The sequence below is a fragment of the Halobacillus sp. ACCC02827 genome, from assembly GCF_030291935.1.
GTDB lineage: Bacteria > Bacillota > Bacilli > Bacillales > Halobacillaceae > Halobacillus.
Genome location: NZ_CP128168.1, coordinates 2630137 through 2649664, shown reverse-complemented (window position 1 = coordinate 2649664; position 19528 = coordinate 2630137). Strand labels below are relative to the sequence as shown.

General features: G+C 45.5%; 21 protein-coding genes and 1 tRNA gene. 17 read left to right on the top strand and 5 right to left on the bottom strand.

Annotation, left to right across the window (positions count from 1 at the left end):
• Window positions 1–48 precede the first annotated feature (48 nt).
• From trxB to QRD89_RS14085, 6 genes are all read left to right on the top strand, one after another.
• The gene (trxB, locus tag QRD89_RS14110; protein ID WP_008634082.1) at window positions 49–999 is read left to right on the top strand and encodes a thioredoxin-disulfide reductase; all 951 of its coding nucleotides are present in this window, start codon (window positions 49–51) and stop codon (window positions 997–999) included.
• A 230-nt stretch (window positions 1000–1229) separates the two neighbouring features.
• Window positions 1230–1700 carry an 8-oxo-dGTP diphosphatase gene (locus tag QRD89_RS14105; RefSeq protein ID WP_286095519.1) on the top strand — a complete coding sequence of 157 codons (471 nt, stop codon included), beginning with the start codon at window positions 1230–1232 and terminating at the stop codon, window positions 1698–1700.
• A gap of 21 nt (window positions 1701–1721) precedes the next feature.
• Entirely contained in the window at window positions 1722–2600 is an 879-nt protein-coding gene (gene rapZ / locus QRD89_RS14100; protein WP_152522225.1) for an RNase adapter RapZ, read from the top strand.
• Between the two features lie 3 nt (window positions 2601–2603).
• Window positions 2604–3557 (top strand): gluconeogenesis morphogenetic factor MgfK, encoded by a 954-nt coding sequence (gene mgfK, locus QRD89_RS14095; protein WP_008634090.1) that lies wholly within the window; start codon window positions 2604–2606, stop codon window positions 3555–3557.
• Between the two features lie 32 nt (window positions 3558–3589).
• Entirely contained in the window at window positions 3590–4546 is a 957-nt protein-coding gene (gene whiA, locus QRD89_RS14090) for a DNA-binding protein WhiA (protein ID WP_008634091.1), read from the top strand.
• A 130-nt stretch (window positions 4547–4676) separates the two neighbouring features.
• Window positions 4677–4928 carry an HPr family phosphocarrier protein gene (locus QRD89_RS14085; RefSeq protein ID WP_008634092.1) on the top strand — a complete coding sequence of 84 codons (252 nt, stop codon included), beginning with the start codon at window positions 4677–4679 and terminating at the stop codon, window positions 4926–4928.
• A 94-nt stretch (window positions 4929–5022) separates the two neighbouring features.
• Here QRD89_RS14085 and clpP read toward each other — a convergent pair whose 3' ends face one another.
• Window positions 5023–5613, bottom strand: coding sequence for an ATP-dependent Clp endopeptidase proteolytic subunit ClpP (gene clpP / locus QRD89_RS14080; RefSeq protein ID WP_008634093.1), 591 nt, complete (start codon window positions 5611–5613; stop codon window positions 5023–5025).
• Window positions 5614–5891: 278 nt separating this feature from the next.
• On the opposite strand from clpP, the gene QRD89_RS14075 reads away from it, so the two are divergent.
• The 11 genes from QRD89_RS14075 to QRD89_RS14025 all read left to right on the top strand — a co-directional run bounded on the left by QRD89_RS14075 (window position 5892) and on the right by QRD89_RS14025 (window position 15184).
• A tRNA-Arg gene (locus QRD89_RS14075) sits at window positions 5892–5967 on the top strand.
• A gap of 281 nt (window positions 5968–6248) precedes the next feature.
• Window positions 6249–6473: a hypothetical protein gene (locus tag QRD89_RS14070; RefSeq protein ID WP_008634094.1), complete on the top strand. Its 225-nt coding sequence runs from the start codon at window positions 6249–6251 to the stop codon at window positions 6471–6473.
• Between the two features lie 33 nt (window positions 6474–6506).
• Window positions 6507–6728, top strand: coding sequence for a glutaredoxin family protein (locus QRD89_RS14065; protein ID WP_008634095.1), 222 nt, complete (start codon window positions 6507–6509; stop codon window positions 6726–6728).
• Window positions 6729–6880: 152 nt separating this feature from the next.
• A complete protein-coding gene (locus QRD89_RS14060; RefSeq protein WP_026578235.1) occupies window positions 6881–7909 on the top strand; it encodes a sugar-binding transcriptional regulator in 1029 nt (342 codons plus the stop codon).
• A gap of 36 nt (window positions 7910–7945) precedes the next feature.
• Window positions 7946–8953, top strand: coding sequence for a type I glyceraldehyde-3-phosphate dehydrogenase (gene gap, locus QRD89_RS14055; RefSeq protein ID WP_008634098.1), 1008 nt, complete (start codon window positions 7946–7948; stop codon window positions 8951–8953).
• A gap of 172 nt (window positions 8954–9125) precedes the next feature.
• On the top strand, window positions 9126–10307 hold the full coding sequence (locus QRD89_RS14050; protein ID WP_008634099.1) for a phosphoglycerate kinase: 1182 nt from the start codon (window positions 9126–9128) through the stop codon (window positions 10305–10307).
• A 20-nt stretch (window positions 10308–10327) separates the two neighbouring features.
• Window positions 10328–11089 (top strand): triose-phosphate isomerase, encoded by a 762-nt coding sequence (tpiA, locus tag QRD89_RS14045; protein ID WP_008634100.1) that lies wholly within the window; start codon window positions 10328–10330, stop codon window positions 11087–11089.
• Window positions 11082–12617 (top strand): 2,3-bisphosphoglycerate-independent phosphoglycerate mutase, encoded by a 1536-nt coding sequence (gene gpmI, locus QRD89_RS14040; protein ID WP_008634101.1) that lies wholly within the window; start codon window positions 11082–11084, stop codon window positions 12615–12617. Before tpiA ends, gpmI begins: the two co-directional genes overlap by 8 nt.
• A gap of 18 nt (window positions 12618–12635) precedes the next feature.
• Window positions 12636–13922, top strand: coding sequence for a phosphopyruvate hydratase (gene eno / locus QRD89_RS14035; protein WP_026578238.1), 1287 nt, complete (start codon window positions 12636–12638; stop codon window positions 13920–13922).
• Between the two features lie 90 nt (window positions 13923–14012).
• Window positions 14013–14597 (top strand): YdcF family protein, encoded by a 585-nt coding sequence (locus QRD89_RS14030; RefSeq protein ID WP_286095517.1) that lies wholly within the window; start codon window positions 14013–14015, stop codon window positions 14595–14597.
• An 8-nt stretch (window positions 14598–14605) separates the two neighbouring features.
• The gene (locus QRD89_RS14025; RefSeq protein WP_286095515.1) at window positions 14606–15184 is read left to right on the top strand and encodes a nitroreductase family protein; all 579 of its coding nucleotides are present in this window, start codon (window positions 14606–14608) and stop codon (window positions 15182–15184) included.
• A gap of 140 nt (window positions 15185–15324) precedes the next feature.
• Here QRD89_RS14025 and ytzI read toward each other — a convergent pair whose 3' ends face one another.
• From ytzI to QRD89_RS14005, 4 genes are all read right to left on the bottom strand, one after another.
• Complete coding sequence (ytzI, locus tag QRD89_RS14020) at window positions 15325–15489, bottom strand: YtzI protein (RefSeq protein ID WP_008634105.1); 165 nt, start codon at window positions 15487–15489, stop codon at window positions 15325–15327.
• An 89-nt stretch (window positions 15490–15578) separates the two neighbouring features.
• Window positions 15579–17294, bottom strand: coding sequence for a phosphoenolpyruvate--protein phosphotransferase (gene ptsP, locus QRD89_RS14015; RefSeq protein WP_286095513.1), 1716 nt, complete (start codon window positions 17292–17294; stop codon window positions 15579–15581).
• Window positions 17295–17298: 4 nt separating this feature from the next.
• Entirely contained in the window at window positions 17299–17565 is a 267-nt protein-coding gene (locus QRD89_RS14010; RefSeq protein WP_008634107.1) for a phosphocarrier protein HPr, read from the bottom strand.
• A gap of 55 nt (window positions 17566–17620) precedes the next feature.
• Complete coding sequence (locus tag QRD89_RS14005) at window positions 17621–19516, bottom strand: PTS fructose transporter subunit IIABC (protein ID WP_008634108.1); 1896 nt, start codon at window positions 19514–19516, stop codon at window positions 17621–17623.
• Between the last annotated feature and the right edge of the window lie 12 nt (window positions 19517–19528).

The following is a 19528-nucleotide window of genomic DNA, read 5'->3' as shown; positions in this document are numbered from 1 at the left end:
TAAGACATCAGACAACAGTGTCTATGCTAACGAAGGAGTGGATAATCAATGACGGAAGAACGTATTTATGATGTAATCATTGCAGGAGCCGGTCCTGCTGGAATGACTGCTGCCGTATACGCTTCCCGTGCCAACCTGGATACGCTTATGATTGAACGCGGCGTACCCGGCGGTCAGATGGCAAACACGGAAGATGTAGAGAACTATCCTGGATATGAAAGCATTCTTGGTCCGGACCTTTCCAATAAAATGTTCGAGCACGCGAAGAAATTCGGTGCGGAGTATGCGTACGGAGATATTAAAGAAGTTATAGACGGCAAGGAATATAAGACGGTCCGTGCCGGTAATAAGGAGTATAAAGCCCGTGCTGTCATCGTGACGACCGGCGCCCAGTATAAAGAACTAGGTGTACCGGGTGAAAAAGAGCTCGGAGGTCGTGGTGTGTCCTATTGCGCGGTGTGTGACGGAGCTTTCTTCCGTGATAAAGAACTCGTCGTTGTAGGAGGCGGAGATTCCGCTGTAGAAGAAGGGGTATATCTCACTCGCTTTGCCAGCAAAGTTACGATTATACACCGTCGCGATGAGCTTCGTGCACAGAAAATCCTTCAAGACCGTGCATTTGATAACGATAAGATCGAATTCATCTGGGATACGGTTGTTAAATCCATCAATGATAAAGACGGGAAAGTGGGAAGTGTCACACTTCACAACAATAAAACAGGCGAAACGCAGGAGTTTGATACGAACGGTGCATTCATTTATATTGGAATGAATCCTCTGAGTAAGCCTTTTGAAAGCCTTGGGATTACGAATGAACAAGGTTATATTGAAACAGACGAAAACATGGAAACGAAAGTTCCTGGTATTTTTGCAGCCGGGGATATTCGTGAGAAAGAGCTGCGGCAAATCGTCACTGCGACTGGTGACGGCAGTATCGCCGCTCAATCTGCGCAGCACTATATCGAGAACCTTTTAGAAGAATTGAAAGTGGTCAATTAACACAGCTTTTTAACGCATGTGTAACACGTGTGAAACATTCACTTGTTATGATGAAATCAAGCAATTGACCCCCCTTTAATAGATTTTTCCATCAGGCACAGGTGCATGTCATCTGTGCCTTTTTTTGCGCTTTGGACCAGGCGTATCAATCCAATCATTGTGGGCGTCTGTGTATTCATTGTATAATGGGGGAAGATGCCTTTTCAGAAAGAAACAGAGGTGACTGGAGAATGCAACGTGTAGCAAACTGTGTATTACATGTGAATGATTATGTACTGTTATTGAAAAAGCCGCGCCGAGGATGGTATGTAGCACCGGGCGGGAAAATGGAAGCAGGCGAAAACATCAAAGATTCAGCTGTCCGTGAATTTTGGGAAGAGACGGGATTGACCGTCACAGATCCTGAAATGCGCGGTTCTTTCACGTTCGTCATGCGTGAAGAAGGAACGACCGTTCAGGAATGGATGATGTTCACTTTTTACAGCACTTCCTATACAGGAGAACTCCTTGAAATCAGCGAAGAAGGTGAACTGGAGTGGGTACACGTAGACGACGTGCTTCAAAAGCCGATGGCTGAAGGAGACCGGGAAATTTTCCACCATCTTCTCAACAGTAAGGAACAAGTATATGGAACATTTGTATATACGACGGACTTCCAGTTGCTTGATAAGGAACTGGACCCGTCTCAGCCTGAAAAATGAGGAGCGATGCAAACGATGCATATGGATACAGATGAAACGCAGTTAGTCATTATCACAGGAATGTCAGGCGCAGGAAAAACTGTGGCTGTTCAAAGTTTTGAAGATCTCGGTTTTTTTTGTGTCGATAATTTACCACCCGCTCTCCTTCCAAAGTTCCTGGAACTGATGAAAGATTCGAGCAATAATATACAAAACGTGGCTCTTGTCATGGATCTGCGTGGAAGAGAATTCTTTGATTCCTTATTTGACTCGCTGGACCGGCTGGGTAAAGAAGAGTGGTTGCAGGAGCATATTCTATTTCTCGACGCAGAGGATCAATCACTTGTGTCCCGCTATAAAGAAACAAGGCGTTCTCATCCACTTGCGAAAGACGGGCTTCCCCTTGAAGGGATAAGGAAAGAACGTAAGATGTTGGATGAGCTTCGGGGAAGATCTCAGAAAATCATTGACACCACCACATTAAAGCCTAAAGAATTACGTGAACAAATCATAGAGAACTATCGTCAGAGAGAACAGCAGGTCTTTTCTGTCCAGATGGTGTCGTTCGGTTTTAAGTACGGGGTGCCTATTGATGCAGATCTAATGTTTGACGTTCGTTTTCTCCCAAACCCCCATTACGTGGAACACATGCGTCCTCTAACCGGATTGAATACAGAGGTGTCTTCGTATGTTTTTAAATGGTCGGACACTCAGAAATTCCTTGAGAAATTGAAGGATCTTCTCCAATTCATGCTTCCCCAGTATAAAAGGGAAGGAAAGAGCCAGCTCGTAGTTGCGATCGGTTGTACAGGCGGTCAGCACCGCTCTGTCGCATTGGCCGAGCATTTGTGCGAATATTTCTCCTCAGACTTTGTCACCCACGTGACTCATCGAGACATTGAGAAGAGAAAGGGTCGGTAAGGGATGGATAAGAAAACGAAACCACGCGTCGTCGTCGTAGGAGGCGGGACTGGAATGCCGGTCTTGTTACGCGGTTTGAAGTATCTGCCCATTGATTTATCCGCAATTGTTACCGTAGCAGACGACGGAGGCAGCTCGGGTCGTCTGCGGACGGAAATGGCAATCCCGGCTCCTGGTGATATTCGAAACGTGGTAGCTGCGTTGTCGGATGCAGAACCAATGCTTCTGGAGTTGTTTCAGCACAGATTCTCAAATGGGAACGGCTTATCCGGTCACTCTATGGGAAACCTTTTACTGGCTGCGATGGCATCGATGACCGGGGACTTCTATCAGGGTATTAAAGAAATCTCCCGGGTGCTGAACGTGCGCGGAAACATATACCCGATCGCCAATCATTCGATGAGCCTGCATGCAGAAATGGAAGACGGAACCATTGTTACAGGTGAATCGCTCATTCCTAAGCAGAATAAAAGGATCAAGAAGGTGTTTGTAAGCCCTACACCGGTGCAGCCACTTCCGGAAGCGGTCGAAGCAATCAATGCTGCAGACTTGATTGTCATCTCTCCGGGGAGCCTGTATACCAGTATCCTTCCAAATATCATCATCCCGGAAATTGGAGAGGCATTAAGGGAAACGAAAGCAAAAGTGACGTATATCTGCAATGTGATGACCCAGGAAGGGGAAACTTCCGGTTATACGGCAGCAGATCACATCCAGGCACTGTTCGATCATATCGGTGAAGGTGTACTCCAGTCGGTCATTGTCCATAATCAGCCGATTGATCGAGGTGTCAGGAAGGCATACGCCGAGGAAAATGCAGAACCGGTAGTTTATGACATCGATCGGATCAAATCGATGGGAATAGAAGTAATAGAAGAAGACATCATAGACAGGAGCAAGCCAATGCTTCGTCATGATACAGAGAAAATTGCCCGTTTACTGCAATCCATGCTTTAAACGGTAACTTCTCGACAAAGGGGGTGGACATCATGTCATTTGCATCAGAAATTAAGAAAGAATTGACCAATGTAGAGTCGGATACACATTGCATGGAATCAGAATTGGCGGCTTTAGTGAGAATGAACGGGACGTTTTCCTTCTCAAATCGAGAATATATCCTCGATGTCCAAACGGAAAATGCGGCTATTGCGAGGAGAATCTATACGCTCATCAAGAAGCTCTATCCCTACCCGGTAGAACTGCTTGTTAGGAAAAAAATGCGTTTGAAAAAGAATAATGTCTATATTGTCAGGCTGACGGAGAATGCGAAAATCGTTCTGGAGGACTTGGAAATATTAAAGGGGCCGCTGTCGATAAATCCTGAAATTCCCGAGAAGTATTTGCAAGAAACCTGCTGTAAACGTGCATACTTGAGAGGCGCATTTCTTGCAGGGGGATCTGTTAACAATCCAGAGACATCTTCCTATCACTTAGAGATTTACTCATCCGATGAGGAACACAACGAAGCGTTGTGTACGTTGATGAACAGTTTCGGTCTTCATGCACGCACTCTGAGCAGAAAAAAGGGCTATATCACGTATTTGAAAGAAGCAGATAAAATTACAGAATTGATTAGTAACATCGGAGCACACCAGGCTTTATTCAAATTCGAAGACGTACGTATTGTACGCGATATGCGAAACTCGGTGAACCGTCTCGTCAACTGCGAAACGGCGAATTTGAATAAAACGATCGGTGCAGCGTTCCGTCAGGTAGAGAACATCAAGTTCATAAAACGTACGGTTGGTTTAGAAGCTCTTCCGGATAAACTCCAGGAGATAGCTATGCTTCGGCTTCAATATCAGGAAGTTTCCTTGAAAGAACTGGGCGAGTATGTCTCAGGTGGTGCCATCAGTAAATCAGGAATCAATCATCGTTTACGGAAAATAGACGAGTTTGCTGAAAAGGTACGCAGAGGAGAAGTTGCAGAAAACTCAAGAAACTGATGTAAGCTTAACAAATCCGTGCTATAATATTAGGTAATCCAACGCTTTCATAATTTTGGAAAGCGTTCTTTTTTACACCGGACTGAATCCGCTTACAACGGAGCGGTATTTATAGAGAGGAGCGTGAGTGATGATTGAGAAACAAGTGAAAATTGAATTGGACACAGGGCTTCAGGCAAGACCGGCCGCGCAGTTTGTCCAGGAAGCCAACAAGTTTTCTGCTGATGTGTTTATAGAAAAGGCGGAGAAGCGTGTAAATGCGAAAAGCATTATGGGATTAATGAGTCTTGCTGTCGGAACAGACGAAGAAATCAAATTGATTGCTGACGGTACAGATGAACAGGAAGCGATAGAGCGTCTGACAGCATTCGTGAAGAATTGACGACATTCTTGTGAAAGAATGAGCGCAAAGCAGGTATCGATTTCAAAAAATAAAAAATCCTCTTCGGCTGACCGCCGGAGAGGATTTTTTGGAGTTATTTGTCTGTAACTTTTGTCATAACCTTATCAATCAAACCATACTCTACCGCTTCATGTGCGGACATAAAGTTGTCGCGGTCTGTGTCGCGCTCGATTACTTCAATCGGCTGACCTGTACGCTCGGAAAGGATTTGGTTTAATTTTTCACGCATTTTAATAATTCGTTTCGCGTGAATCTCGATGTCCGTCGCTTGTCCTTGCGTACCTCCAAGCGGCTGGTGGATCATTACTTCACTGTTAGGAAGTGCGTAACGTTTGCCGGGTTCTCCTGCATTAAGGAGGAACGCACCCATAGACGCTGCCATACCTGTACAGATGGTGGATACATCAGGCTTGATGAACTGCATCGTATCATAGATGGCCATACCTGCGGTAATAGATCCACCCGGAGAGTTAATGTATAGAGAGATATCTTTCTCCGGATCATCAGCGGCAAGGAATAGCAGCTGGGAAACGACAGAGTTCGCGATATTATCATCGATCGGGCTGCCGAGCATGATGATACGGTCTTTAAGTAAGCGGGAGTAAATGTCGTAAGCACGCTCTCCACGGTTTGTCTGTTCAATAACTGTTGGGACTAGATTCATTTCAAATTCCTCCTTATCATCAAGTCAATATGATGGAATACATTAATCATACAATTAAGGTCAATGAAGGTCAAACAAAAACGATCGACCTTTTTCTCGATTTTCCTTCTACCATCATACCCTTAAATTTCCTTACTAAACGTCGCACGTCGTAATTGAATAATTTTTCTGCCTTTCCTCTTTATTTCCCTCCTTGATAAATAAGATTTCAGGAATGTAGTGGAAAAGGTTGCGTTTTTTTAAGAATAACCTTATAATAGATTTTGCATGTCGCTAATGCGCCTGTAGCTCAGTTGGATAGAGCGGTAGATTCCGGTTCTACGTCAGTCGGGGGTTCGAATCCTCTCAGGCGCGCTGAAAATACATAATGTGATAAAAACCCCGATCATTCATTGAGAAGATCGGGGTTTTTATTTTGTGTGTATCTGTTATTATATAAAGATAATGATATTTGAAGGATGATCTGCAGTTACAAAGATGTTCTTTAGATTAAAGTTATACAAAATACGCACAGAAATGATACGAACATTTATTTGGTTTTGCTATCGTAATGTAGTTCCTTAAAGGGTCGGAGTATGTTAGAATTTATATAATAGATGAGATACTTTTCGCTTTGGAATAGAAAAGGGGTATATATGACAAACCTAATCCGTTACAAAATGTTGTCGACTGAGGAAATATCTGAAGACAGACGGATCCACGTGTTCGACATGCAGCGTCAGCGGAAGCTGTCCTTCAATTATGAGTCGCTGAAACGTACACCCGAGAATTATGTAGGCGAAGAGTTAACGGACTTTCTGAAAAAGAGGAAAATGAAAATCGACAATGGTTTTTACGATAAGACCGGGCACGCTTCATAAGCGTGCCTTTTTTGTAAGGAAAGGGGTGTTCATATGAAGGAGGTAGTCTTGTACAGCAGGCCGGGTTGTAAATTGTGTGAAGAGGTAAAACAGCTGATCGAACTGTTCGATGCACATGTATTGGAAGTAAATATTGAGGATAATCCAGATCTATTGGAGAAATATATACTTGAAATACCGGTGGTCGATATCTCAGGCGAGACATTGGATTATAGAAGCATAGACTATTTCCAGTTGGAAAAGCGTTTACAATAAAAAACGTGTCGTATTCTGCTTGCGATTAGCCGGAGCGACTGTTAATATTAAACCTGTAATAAGATATTTTTTTGCTCCAAGCGGGACAGAATATGACTGGCTGGGACATAAATTATCCCGGTTGGTATTATTTCAAAGAAGGAGCTTTTTCCATGAGAGCGTTCATCGACTTACAGAAGAAATTATTCCCCGACGTTCTGGACGTTATGCAGCGGCGTTATCAGTTGTTGTACTACATTCAGATCATGCAGCCAGTCGGGCGGAGGGCGTTGGCGGAGAACATAGCACTCGCTGAGCGTACCGTTCGAAGTGAGGTTGATTTTCTTAATAAACAAGGCGCCGTCGAGATTACGTCCAGAGGTATGCATTTGACATATGAAGGGCAGAACATTCTTGAACAGCTAGCCGAGTTTATTAAAGAGGTCACGGGAATAAAGGTTTTAGAACAGCAGCTTAAGGATAAATTAAACCTAGATTATGCTGTTGTTGTTCCTGGAGACAGCGATGAGCTCCCTTGGGTTAAACAAGAGATGGGAAAAGCGTGTACCGAGTATTTGAAAAGGCATATTGTCCCCAATCAAGCAATCGCCATTACAGGTGGATCCACGATGGCCGCTGTCGCACAAATGATGCGTCCATACCGTGGAGCCGACCAGTGCCTGTATGTGCCTGCCCGCGGCGGTCTTGGGGAGAGAGTGGAGAATCAGGCCAATACGATCTGTGCTGAAATGGCCAAAAAAGCAAAAGGAGACTATCGTCTTCTTTATGTACCCGATCCACTTAGTGAAGAATCCTATATGACGATAAAAAAAGAGCCTTCCATTAAAGAAGTGCTTGAAATCATCCGCCATGCGGATATCGTCATCCACGGAGTAGGAGACGCCCTGACGATGGCTGAACGACGGAAAACATCCCGGGAACAGCTGGAGCTCATCAAAGAGAACCATGCTGTCGGGGAAGCTTTCGGATATTACTTCAATAGAAGTGGGGAAGTTGTTCATAAAGTCCGCACCGTCGGCCTTCAATTAGAAGATCTGAAGGATGCAGAGCACGTCATCGCTGTCGCAGGCGGCCGTTCCAAAGCCCAGGCGATCGCATCTTATTTCCAGCCCGGACAAAGTAATGTCCTCATCACGGATGAAGGGGCTGCACAAGAGTTAATAAGGGGTTTATCCCTTTAAATAAATGATTTTTTAATCATCAAGGAGGAATTTTGCATGACAGTAAGAATTGGTATTAACGGTTTTGGACGTATTGGACGTAACGTATTCCGCGCTGCGTTGAAAAACAACGACGTTGAGGTAGTTGCAGTAAACGACCTTACAGACGCTAACATGCTTGCACACCTTCTACAGTACGATACTGTACATGGTAAGTTGGATCAGGAAGTATCTACAAACGGTGACAACCTTATCGTTGGTGGTAAAGAAATTAAAGTACTTTCTGAAAAAGATCCTGCGCAACTTGGTTGGGGAGATCACGGTGTAGATATCGTAATTGAATCTACCGGCCGTTTCACTCAACGTGAAGATGCTAAGAAACACTTGGATGCAGGCGCGAAGAAAGTTATCATCTCTGCTCCAGCTAAAGGGGAAGACCTTACAGTCGTAATGGGAGTTAACGAAGACAAATACGACAAAGATTCTCACCATGTAATCTCTAACGCTTCTTGTACGACTAACTGCCTTGCTCCATATGCTAAGGTACTTGACGAGAAATTCGGTCTTAAACGCGGTATGATGACAACTGTTCACTCTTACACAAATGACCAGCAGATCCTTGACCTTCCACACAAGGATTACCGTCGTGCGCGTGCAGCAGCGGAAAACATCATTCCTACAACAACAGGTGCTGCTCAAGCAGTTGCTAAAGTTCTTCCACACCTTGATGGTAAACTTAGCGGTATGGCTATGCGTGTACCGACTGCGAACGTATCTATCGTAGACTTGGTTGCGGAGCTTGACAAAGACGTTACTGCTGAAGAAGTTAACGAAGCGCTTAAAGCAGAAGCAGAAGGCAAACTTAAAGGTATCCTTGGATACAGCGACGAGCCACTTGTATCTACTGACTACAATGGCAACACTCACTCTTCTGTAGTAGACGGTCTATCTACTCTTATCCTTGAAAACAACATGGTTAAAGTTGTATCTTGGTATGATAACGAAACTGGATACTCCAACCGTTGTGTAGACCTAGCTGTTTACCTTAAAAATCAAGGCCTGTAAGCCGAAAGCCTGATTTGAAAATACTATAAAAAAATGGAAAGGAGGGGGTCTCATGTCCTCCTCCTTTATCCATGTTTTATTGGTTCCCGTTCAGACGGCGTTTCCATATCAGGAAGATGTGGAAACGTACATAAGGGGACATCAAACACAACTCTAAGGAGGTTGTCATTCTATGAACAAGCAAACAATCCGCGACGTAGAAGTACAAGGGAAGACGGTTTTCTGCCGTGTGGACTTCAACGTACCTATGGCTGATGGAGAAGTGACAGATGACACTAGAATTAAAGCTGCCCTTCCTACCATCAAACACCTGACTGGCAACGGAGCGAAAGTCGTTCTTGCAAGTCACCTTGGACGTCCTAAGGGAGAAGTAGTAGAAGACCTGCGTCTTGATCCTGTTGCGAAGCGTCTAAGCGATCTGCTGGGGCAGACGGTTACGAAGACAGACGAAGTAGTAGGAGACGAAGTGAACAAAGCTGTGTCTGACATGGCAAACGGCGACATCGTCCTAATCGAAAACGTCCGTTTTCACCCTGGTGAAGAGAAGAATGACGCAGATTTGGCGAAAGCATTCGCAGATTTGGCTGACCTCTATGTGAATGATGCCTTCGGTGCAGCTCACCGTGCACATGCTTCTACAGCTGGTATTGCCGAGCATGTTCCTGCTGTAGCTGGCTTCTTGATGGAGAAAGAGATCAATGTACTCGGTAAAGCTCTATCAGATCCGGAGCGTCCGTTCACGGCAATTGTCGGCGGCGCGAAAGTTAAAGACAAAATTGGTGTGATCGATAATCTGCTAGACAAAGTCGATAATCTGATTATCGGTGGAGGACTTGCTTATACATTCGTGAAGTCTCTTGGCCACGAAATTGGTAAATCCCTGTTGGAAGAAGATAAAATCGATCTGGCGAAGGAATACATGAAGAAAGCAGAAGAAAAAGGCGTGAACTTCTATATGCCTGAAGATGTTGTCGTAGCCGACGACTTCTCTGATTCTGCCAATAAAAAAGAAGTTGCGATCGACAGCATTCCTGCTGATTGGGAAGCGCTTGATATCGGACCGAAAACGAGAGAGAAATACGCTAAAGTCATCAAGGATTCCAAACTTGTAATTTGGAACGGACCAATGGGCGTATTTGAAATTGAATCTTTCGCTAACGGTACGAAAGCTGTAGCCAACGCTCTTTCTGAAACGGAAGGATATACAGTCATTGGTGGAGGCGACTCTGCGGCGGCTGTCGAGAAATTCGGATTTGCAGACGCCATGGATCACGTATCCACAGGCGGCGGTGCTTCTCTTGAATTCATGGAAGGTAAAGAACTTCCAGGCGTCGCTCTATTGAACGATAAATAATAAAGGAGAGGTGAATCATTATGCGTAAACAAGTCATTGCAGGTAACTGGAAAATGAATAAGAATCACCGTGAAGCGGCTGATTTTGTTCAGACGACAAAAAATGAGGTTCCTTCTTCCGAGCAAGTGGAATCCATCGTTTGTGCTCCGTTCCCTTTTCTACAGAAACTGGTAGAAGAGACGGAAGGTACAAGCCTGAAAATCGGTGCACAGAATATGCACTTTGAAGAAAACGGAGCATTCACTGGGGAAGTTAGTCCGGTTATGCTGAAAGAACTTGGCGTGTCCCATGTCGTACTTGGTCACTCCGAGCGTCGCGAGATCTTCAAAGAAACAGACGAAGAAGTAAACAAGAAAGTCCATGCGGCATTCAAGCACGGTTTGACTCCAATCATCTGTGTAGGGGAATCCCTTGAACAGCGTGAAGCGGACCAGACAATGGACGTTGTTGAAACGCAAGTGAAGAAAGCGTTGGACGGTCTTACAAATGAACAGTGTGCAGAATCCATCATTGCTTACGAGCCTATCTGGGCGATCGGTACCGGTCGTACAGCTACTTCCGAGCAGGCAAATGAAGTATGCACATACATTCGTAAAGTTGTCAGCGAATTTGTTAACACAGAAGCTGCAGAAGCTGTACGTATCCAGTACGGTGGAAGCGTGAAGCCTGCTAACGTAGAGGAACTTCTATCCCAGTCTGATATCGACGGCGCACTTGTCGGCGGTGCCAGCTTAGAAGCGGATTCTTTCTTGAAATTAGTGGAGGCAGGTAAGCATGAGTAATCAAAACCTTGCTGCCTTGATCATCCTTGACGGCTTCGCTATCCGCGAGGAAGAGAAGGGGAATGCCGTCAAACAGGCGAACACACCAAATTTTGATCGGTACTGGAACAATTACCCCCACTCCCAGCTTACGGCTAGTGGAGAAGCGGTTGGGCTTCCGGAAGGTCAAATGGGTAACTCAGAAGTGGGTCACTTAAATATTGGTGCAGGCCGGGTGGTCTACCAAAGCTTGACAAGAATCAATCTTTCCATCCGTGAAGGAGATTTCTTTGAAAATGAAGTATTGCTGAACGCCGTTCGCCATGCAAAAGAAAACGGCAAAGCGCTTCACATTTTCGGTCTGCTTTCCGACGGTGGAATTCACAGTCATATCGATCATATGATTGCAACATTAAAGCTTGCTAAACAGGAAGGGCTGGAGAAAGTATTTATCCACGCATTCCTAGATGGTCGTGACGTAGGACAGCAGTCAGCGAAAACGTACATCAAGCAGGCACAGGAAGCGATGAAAGAAATTGGTATTGGTCAAATTGCGACGCTTTCCGGTCGTTATTTTGCGATGGACCGTGACAATCGCTGGGAACGTGTGAAGAAGGCTTATGACGCCATCGCTTATGGAGAAGGATCTAAGTATCAGGATCCAATTAAAGCGATGGATGATTCCTACGCAGAAAACGTGTACGATGAATTCGTTGAGCCGGTCGTTCTGACTGATGAAAACGGACAACCGCTCGGAACGGTAGAAGATGAAGAAAGTGTTGTATTCTTCAACTTCCGTCCTGACCGTGCGATCCAGCTTTCCAAGGCGTTCGCCAACGATGATTTCAGTGACTACGATCGTGGAGAAGAAGCTCCTAAGAATCTTCACTTCGTAGGAATGACTCAATACAGCGATCAAGTGAACAGTAAAGTTGCTTTTCCTCCGAACAATCTGAAGAATACGGTCGGAGAAGTACTTGCATCTAATGATATGAAGCAACTGCGTATTGCGGAAACGGAGAAATACCCGCACGTAACGTTCTTCATGAGCGGTGGCCGCGAGCAAGAATTTGAAGGGGAAGAGCGCATCCTCATCGATTCTCCGAAAGTGGCGACATACGACCTTAAACCGGAAATGAGCGCCTACGAAGTAACGGATGCTCTACTGGGTGAATTGGATGCGGATAAGCATAATGCTATCATCCTCAACTTTGCCAACCCGGATATGGTTGGTCACTCCGGCATGCTTGAGCCGACAGTCAAAGCGATAGAAGCGGTCGATGAATGTCTAGGTAAAATCGTAGACAAAATCCTTGAAAAAGGCGGCCATGCGATCATCACGGCCGATCATGGTAATTCCGACGAGGTGACGACCTTGGACGGTGATGCGATGACGGCACACACGACGAACCCGGTTCCTGTAATCGTAACGAAAGAAGGCGTAGAACTTCGCGAAGGCGGAATTCTGGGCGATCTTTCACCGACGCTTCTTGAACTATTGGATGTCGAGCAACCAGAAGAAATGACAGGAAAATCATTAATCAAATAATTAAGGGAGAGAATTTATATGCCATACATTACTGACGTATATGCACGCGAAGTCCTTGACTCTCGTGGTAACCCAACTGTAGAAGTAGAAGTTTATACAGAATCCGGAGCTTTCGGTACAGCACTTGTACCAAGTGGAGCTTCAACTGGTGAATATGAAGCAGTTGAACTTCGTGACGGTGACAAAGAACGCTACCTTGGTAAAGGTGTTGAAAAAGCAGTTGCCAACGTAAATGAAACAATTGCTCCAAAACTTCTTGGAATGGACGTTACACAACAAGTCCTTATCGACCAAATGATGAGAGAACTTGATGGTACAGAAAACAAAGGAAACCTTGGTGCGAATGCAATTCTTGGTGTTTCCATGGCTGTTGCACACGCGGCTGCAGATGTTGTAGGTCTTCCACTTTACAAATATCTTGGAGGATTCACTGCTTCTACTCTTCCAACACCGATGATGAACATCCTAAACGGTGGAGAGCACGCGGATAACAACGTAGATATCCAAGAATTCATGGTCATGCCTGTGGGCGCTCCTACTTTCAAAGAAGCTCTACGTATGGGTGCGGAAATTTTCCACTCCCTTAAGACAGTTCTTAAGAACAAAGGCTACAACACTGGTGTTGGTGACGAAGGCGGATTCGCTCCAAACCTTCAATCCAACGAAGAAGCACTATCTACAATTATTGAAGCAATTGAAGCAGCAGGCTACAAGCCGGATGCAGAAGTTAAGCTTGCTATGGACGTAGCATCTTCTGAAATCTATGAAGACGGCAAATATAACCTTAAAGGTGAAGGTGTCGTACGTACTTCTGAAGAAATGGTTGACTGGTACGAAGAGCTTGTTAACAAGTACCCGATCGTATCAATTGAAGACGGTCTTGATGAGAACGACTGGGAAGGTACGAAGCTTCTTACAGACCGTATCGGCGACCGCGTACAGCTTGTTGGTGACGACTTGTTCGTTACAAACACAGCTAAACTAAGCCGTGCGATTGAAGAAGGCGTTGGCAACTCTATCCTGATTAAAGTTAACCAAATTGGTACGCTTACAGAAACATTCGAAGCGATCGAAATGGCTAAACGTGCAGGTTACACAGCAGTCATCTCCCACCGCTCCGGTGAAACAGAAGACGCTACAATTGCTGACATCGCAGTTGCGACGAACGCTGGTCAAATTAAGACTGGTGCACCGTCCCGTACAGACCGTGTAGCTAAATACAACCAGCTTCTTCGTATTGAAGATCAGTTGCTTGGAACAGCTAACTATGCAGGTGAAAAAGCGTTCTACAACCTGAATAAATAATTTTTTCAAATTGAGCCTCTCTGATTATTCAGAGGGGCTTTTTTCTATGATATGATAGGAAAAGATTATCAGGAGTAGGAGAACGAATGTATGAAACGAGTAGCCAAATTCGTATGTTTAATTGTCTTTATATACAGTATTTATACCGCATATTCTGTGTGGACCTATGGAGAAGAGGAGCCTGTTCAAAAAGCAGATGCAGCCATCGTCCTCGGAGCCGCTCAATGGAATGGAAAACCAAGCCCTGTCTTTGAAGGAAGACTGAAACAGGGGATTGAACTGTATAAGGACGGGAAAGTGGACTACCTCGTCTTGACAGGTGGTAGAAGTGAAAACGCAGCTTCTTCGGAAGGGGAGACTGGTAAGGTCTATGCGATGGAGCATGGGGTCCCGGAAGAGCATATTCTTTATGAGGATCGTTCCATGGTGACGGAAGAGAATTTGACGAATGCAAAAGAGGTAGCCGAACAAAAAGGGATTCACACGTATATTCTCGTCAGTGATCAATTCCACCTCAAGCGTGCGGTAGGGATGGCGAAGAACCAGGGAATGAACGTACGAGGCGTCCCGACGAAATATAGTGCTTATGAGACGTTGGAAACGAAAGTACCCTTTTTCCTGAAGGAGTGGGGGTACTCGATGGGCCAGCAGGTAACGAAGATTTTAATTGTGTGAGGTGACTTATGGAGCTGCAAGATGCGATTCTCGGGCGAAGATCCGTTCATGAGTATAAACAGGAGTTGGTTCCCGAAGGAGTATTAGAGGGAATTTTCACAAAAGCTTCCTGGGCTCCCACCCACCATATGAAGGAGCCTTGGAATATTTATATGTACCAGGGGGCGGGGGTGAAAATGTATGCGGACAATGTGCTCCGCAGCTATGAAAGGCAGGGCTTCTTCTCGGGATACAAAGAAGACCGTCAAACCAAAGTGAGAGAAGGTATCCGTGATTTCTTATTGCGCATTCCTCATCATGCCCTTATTTATATGGAGAAGGACCCGGATAAGAGGAAATACGATGAAGATTATGCTGCGGTATGCGCCTATATCCAAAATGTTCAGCTTCTCGCCTGGGAATCTGGAGTGGGTGTTCTGTGGACGACGAATCCTTATTTGTACGATTCGGAGTTCGTCCGTGATATCGGATTGGATCCGCACATTCACCGTCTCGTGTCTGTGTTGCAGATGGGGTATCCGGCGAGAGTTCCTAAGCCGAAGCTGCGGACGGAGATAGGTAAGAAGTTGAGTATTATCGATCGATAATAAACAGAGTGAACCCGACGTGGGCATTATAAGCGACAAAGACCATGGTTAGAAGCGTTTTCGTTGCGTGGCAGGGGTTTGGGGTTTGTAATAGGCAGAAAGATCATAGAAGGTCTCTAATAAAGAAAAAAAGCTGACGCTTAAGGGGCGTCAGCTTTTTTGTGTTTGTCTTCATGGAGATCCTCTGCGGGCAAAGGATCGACGGTGTGTTTATAGTCATAGCCTTTAGAGACAGCAAAACCAAACATAGCGGCGATCAGTAGTACAATACCGATGCACACGATTAAGAGAATCGTCAATGTCATGGAAACACATCTCTTTCGTCAGATTCGACGTACTGAGACTTGCATCAGCACACGCTTATTGTCCCACAAAGCAATTAGTTATACCAGTTTTATTTCTGTGTCTTTTCTTTAATGAAATCAACGACTTCTTCTGCAGTACCCATAGAAAGAATCTGATCCTTGAAGGAAGCAAGCTCTTTCTTGGATAGATCTTTGATTTGTGTACGTGCAGGAAGAATGGATGTGGCGCTCATACTGAATTCGTCCAAGCCGAGTCCAAGCAGGATAGGGATAGCGATTTCGTCTCCCGCCATCTCTCCACACATGCCTGCCCATTTGCCTTCGGCGTGAGCAGCTTCAATCACGTTATTGATAAGGTTCAGGATGGCAGGGTTGTATGGTTGATACAAGTAGGATACTCGTTCGTTCATACGGTCAGCAGCCATCGTGTATTGAATAAGGTCATTTGTACCGATACTGAAGAAGTCGACTTCTTTAGCGAACTGACGAGCGATGACCGCCGTAGCAGGGATCTCAACCATCATACCGACTTCAATGTCATCCGATACTTCCTGACCTTCCTTCACCAAGTTGGCTTTCTCTTCCTCAAGAAGTGCTTTTGCCTGACGGAACTCGTCCAGCGTAGCAATCATAGGGAACATGATTTTAAGGTTCCCGTGAACGCTCGCACGAAGTAGTGCTCTCAGCTGCACACGGAAAATATCGTCGCGCTCAAGGCAGAGACGGATAGCACGATAGCCGAGGAACGGGTTCATTTCATGTGGAAGTTCCAAATAGTCCAATTCTTTGTCGCCGCCGATGTCAAGCGTCCGGACAACAACTGGTTTGTCTCCCATTTGCTTCAGAACGGAGGAATACGCATCGTATTGCTCTTCTTCTGTTGGAAGCTGGCTTTTGCCCATGTATAGGAATTCTGTACGATACAGACCGACACCTTCACCGCCGTTGTTCAAAACTCCTTCTACGTCTTCCGGAGTACCGATGTTGGCAACAAGCTCCACGTGCTCCCCTTCAGAAGTGATGGTCGGCTCATCTTTAAGCTTCGCCCATTCCTGTTTCTGCTTCTCGAAATCATCCTGCTTCTGTTTGTACGCTGCAATCTGCTCGTCAGAAGGATCGATGATGACATCTCCGCTGATACCGTCAACGATGATCATCGTATCTTTATCAGCCTGGGAAGTGATGTTCTTCGTACCTACGACCGCAGGGATTTCAAGCGAGCGGGCCATGATAGCGGAGTGGGATGTACGTCCTCCGATGTCTGTAGTAAACCCTTTAACGTACTGTTTGTTTAATTGAGCTGTATCAGAAGGAGTAAGATCATCGGCAACGATGACTACTTCTTCGTTGATCAATGCTGGATCCGGGAAGGTCACACCCAGAAGGTGGGCCATAACACGTTTTGTAACGTCGCGGATATCAGCAGCACGTTCGCGCATGTACTCGTTATCCATGCTTTCAAACATGTTGATAAACATATCCGCCGTTTCAGATAAGGCAAACTCAGCATTTACATTATCACTCTTGATTTTATCTTCTACAGGCTGGATCAACTCCGGATCACTAAGGACCAAAAGGTGAGCAGAAAAGATTTCTGCATGTTCGTCACCAAGTGATTTCTTCGTATGTTCCTTGATTTTCTCCAATTCTGATTTAGAAGTGTTCAAAGCCTCATGCAGGCGTTTTACTTCTTCTTCTGGTTGTTCAATATCTTTTTTCGTGAACGAAAGGTCTGGAGCTTCCAGACGATATACTTTCGCTATGGCGATGCCGCTGGAAGCTGCAATACCTTGAAGCTGTGTCATGCTGTTATTCCCCCAAGCCTTCATTCTTCATAGTGTTTTCTAAATGATCGATTGCTTCTTGTTCATCGTTGCCTTCTGCAGTAATCTTCACTTCTGCGCCGGCAGGGATGCCAAGGCTCATGATTCCCATGATGGATTTCAGGTTCACGGCCTTCTCTTTGTAATGTAAGTTGATATCAGACTCGTATTTACCAGCGTTCTGAACGAGAACAGTGGCTGGACGAGCGTGTACACCGTCAGCAGATGTAATTTTAAAAGTTTTTTCTACCATGATAATTCCTCCTAAGAATTAGTGTTAATGATGGAAATACCCTAACTTTATCATTTTAAGCTTTTCTTAGGTCTTTTTTCAACAATCCTACAATAATTGCGCCAAGAATCGATCCGGCAATAATTGCCACCAGGTAAAGCAGAATTTGCGTTATTCCACCTGCCACCAATGGAGCTACAATAATTCCGCCGTGTGGTGCCTGTAGGTCGATGCCGAACAACATTGTCAACATTCCGGCGAGGGCGCTACCTGCCACCATGGACGGGATAACACGCGCCGGGTCCGCTGCTGCAAACGGAATCGCACCCTCGGTAATGAAGAATGCGCCGAGTGGATAGGCTGCTTTTCCAGTTTCGCGTTCTTCTTTCGTAAATTTATTTTTGAAAAGCGTTGTGGCAAGAGCCATAGCCAGTGGTGGAACCATTCCACCTGCCATCGCTGCTGCGATGAACGTGTAGTTTCCGGCCTCAAGAGCTGCGATACCGAACGTGTAAGCCGCTTTGTTTACGGGACCACCCATATCTACAGCCATCATACCGCCGACAATTAACCCGAGAAGGGCAAGGTTGGAACCGCTCATGCTGTCAAGTAAATCAAAGAGCCATGTGTATACACTTGTTAGAGCAGGGTTGATGAGTAACATAATCATTCCTGTAAGGAAAATCGCAAAAAGAGGATATAGAAGAACCGTCTTCAATCCGTCCATAACAGCTGGCAGGCCTTCAAGCATTTTCTTCACAAGGAGTGTTAAATAACCGGCTAGGAAACCGGCGATTAATCCGCCTAAGAAACCAGAACCGTTTCCAGCACCTTCAACTGTTTGAGTAACGGCAATCAAACCACCGATCATACCTGGGGCGAAACCTGGTTTATCAGCAATACTGGATGCGATGAAACCGGCAAGGACAGGAACGAGCAGGAAGAATGCGTTTGCGCCGCCAATGATGTTCAGCATTTCTGCGAAGCGGTTGTATTCGCCGCTGGCCGGATCTGCGGAGTTAATTCCCCAGAAGAAAGAAATAGCGATCAGAATTCCGCCTCCGACAACAAATGGAAGCATGTTGGATACACCGTTCATCAGGTGCTTGTAGAATCCGGAACGTCCTTTAGCATCAGAGCCGCTGTCTTGTTTCTCGCCTCCGCCTTGATAGATCGGTGCGTCTTTATCTACTGCTTTCTGAATAAGTTCTTTCGCTTCGTGGATTGCTTTGGCAACAGGTACTTGAATGACCGGCTTGCCGGCGAATCCTGACATATCCACATTGACATCAGCTGCTACGATGATAGCGTCTGCTTCTTCAATGTCTTCTGCTGTTAGACGGTTTTTTACACCACTGGACCCGTTAGTCTGTACTTTGATCTGGACACCCATGTCTTTAGCTGTTGCTTTCAACTTATCAGCCGCCATGTACGTGTGAGCGATACCTGTTGGGCATGCAGTGACTGCAAGGACTTTACCGGATGCGCCGTCTCCTGTTTCTTCTTCGCCTTCTTCTTCCGCTTCTTTAGCGTTAATAGCAGCGAGAACGTCTTCATCCGTCTCTGCTGCTTCCAGCTTCTCGCGGAAATTCGTGTCCATCAAGAAGGAAGAAAGGCGGGACAGCGTTTCCAGGTGAGCGTTGTTTGCACCTTCAGAAGCCGCAATCATGAAGAACAAGTTTGTCGGCTGTCCGTCCAGTGACTCGTAATCCAATCCTTCTGTGGAACGTCCAAAAGCGATCGCTGGATTTTTTACAGCAGCTGTTTTGGCGTGAGGAATAGCAATTCCGTCACCGATTCCTGTTGTGCTTTGTTCTTCCCGAGCTTCGATGGCCTGTTTGAATGCAGCGCGGTCATTCAATTTTCCTGCGGTATCAAGCTTACCGACAAGTTCATCGATCGCTTCCGGCTTAGAAGCGGCAGACATGTTCAACAAAATGGTGTCTTTTGTCAAAAGATCTGTGATTTTCATATGGTTACACTC